The organism is Bacillus sp. C30 (assembly GCF_040838255.1).
Classification (GTDB): domain Bacteria; phylum Bacillota; class Bacilli; order Bacillales; family Bacillaceae_G; genus Bacillus_A; species Bacillus_A mycoides.
In genome coordinates, this window is sequence record NZ_JBFPJH010000533.1 from 1 (window position 1) to 1,686 (window position 1,686).

The 1,686-nt window shown below is 32.0% G+C and carries 3 protein-coding genes; 2 read left to right on the top strand and 1 reads right to left on the bottom strand.

Features of this window, described 5'->3' with window-relative positions:
• On the bottom strand, nucleotides 1-461 hold a 461-nt coding region (locus AB3X49_RS22565; RefSeq protein ID WP_367964857.1), incomplete at its 3' end, for a polysaccharide deacetylase family protein.
• 326 nt (nucleotides 462-787) lie between these two features.
• On the opposite strand from AB3X49_RS22565, the gene AB3X49_RS22570 reads away from it, so the two are divergent.
• Both AB3X49_RS22570 and AB3X49_RS22575 read left to right on the top strand, forming a co-directional pair.
• Nucleotides 788-1,051: a CD3324 family protein gene (locus tag AB3X49_RS22570; RefSeq protein ID WP_002012161.1), complete on the top strand. Its 264-nt coding sequence runs from the start codon at nucleotides 788-790 to the stop codon at nucleotides 1,049-1,051.
• A 155-nt stretch (nucleotides 1,052-1,206) separates the two neighbouring features.
• The coding region (locus tag AB3X49_RS22575; protein ID WP_367964859.1) for a DUF421 domain-containing protein at nucleotides 1,207-1,686 on the top strand (480 nt) is incomplete at its 3' end.

Genomic DNA, 1,686 nt, shown 5'->3' on the forward strand with positions numbered 1-1,686 from the left:
TAATAGGGCAGACCAATTAGCTTTTTACCGTTAGGTGGTCTAAAATCAATTTCGCCTGTAAATCCTGTTTGGCGGATTAATGAATTCGTTTTTTCTATTTCTTCTTTAATAAAAGAAGGTGTTTTAAAAACCATTCTGTTATGAGAATATGTATGATTTCCAAGTTGGTGTCCAGAGTGTACGATAGCTTCTCCTAACGATAGGTTTTTCTCTAATTCATTTCCGATTAAAAAGAAAGTAGCTTTTGCATTGTATCGATCTAGTAGCGGTAATATTTGTTTAACATTGTTAGTAGGACCATCATCAAAAGTTAAAGCAATCACTTTTTCATTTGTTTCTACTCGGTTTGTTAAACCTCCAAACAATTGAAAACTTCTTGCGTTCATCAATTTGTATGTTCCGAATAATGCTACAGTAATAATGAATAATGTAACGATTGTAATGATTATATTCTTTTTCATAACGCAACCTCACTATACTTTTGGATTGGACTAAAAAGTATTATATCAAACTAAGTAACTTCGTGCTTTAAAAAGGATGTGGATGCAAGGGGAAGAAATTTATCATATAATAAAATGCAAAAGGTATATTAGGAGGTGTTTATATGGCGATTATAATTCAATTGCCAGACACTGCAGCGTCTCATGCAAAGCCAAGTATGGAAATGGCGATACTTTGCGTGGGGTAGACAAGTAATATACAATCGCCTAAATGAGCTCGTATCATTTTTTATATTTGGCTTTGCACCTTATTGAAATGAACCATAAAAAATAAGGGGCGAGCAGAAATGAAATACGTTAAAGCTGCGACGGTTTTACCAGAAAGTCTAATTGCTGAAATTCAAAAGTATATACAAGGTGAAACAATTTACATTCCAAAACAAGAAACAAAACATTATAAATGGGGTACACAATCTGGAGGAAGAAAACAACTAGATGAAAGAAACAAAGCTATTAAAGAAGCGTTTAAAAGTGGAATTTCCATTCATCAACTTGCGGAGGAGCATTTTCTTTCCGGAGAAACGATTAAAAAGATTGTGTATTCTAAATGAAAATAAAAGAGTCTAGTTCAATTATTAAATTGAACTAGACTCTTTTTGTTTTGTATCTATTGGATATGAATGGACAAGATAATAGAAAAAATGTGCCGGCTTTTTACTAAATAGAATATAGAGCATTTGAGTGAAAAGCAGAAAGGTGAGCATATATGAATCATCTAGGACAAATAACGATAGAACTATTTTTTGGTTTTTTTGTGCTATTGATTGCTACTAAAATATTAGGGAAGACACAAATATCTCAGTTAACGCCATTTGATTTTATTTCTGCCATAGTTCTCGGAGAATTAGTAGGAAATACTATATATGATCCGGAAATAAAAGTATGGTCTATTTTATATGCAGTACTTGTATGGGTAGTGTTAATTTATACAATAGAAGTGATAACGCAAAAATTTAGAGGGACGAGAAGTTTTTTTGAAGGCTCTCCGTCAATCATTATCCGTAATGGATATATTGACCGGGAACAACTAAGTTCAAATCATTTGGACATTAATCAACTACAACAAATGCTAAGACAACAAAAAGATATATTTTCAATCCGAGAAGTTGAATATATGATTTTGGAACCTAATGGAAACATAAGTGTTCTGAAGAAAAGCAAATATGAATCTCCTACTATAAATGAT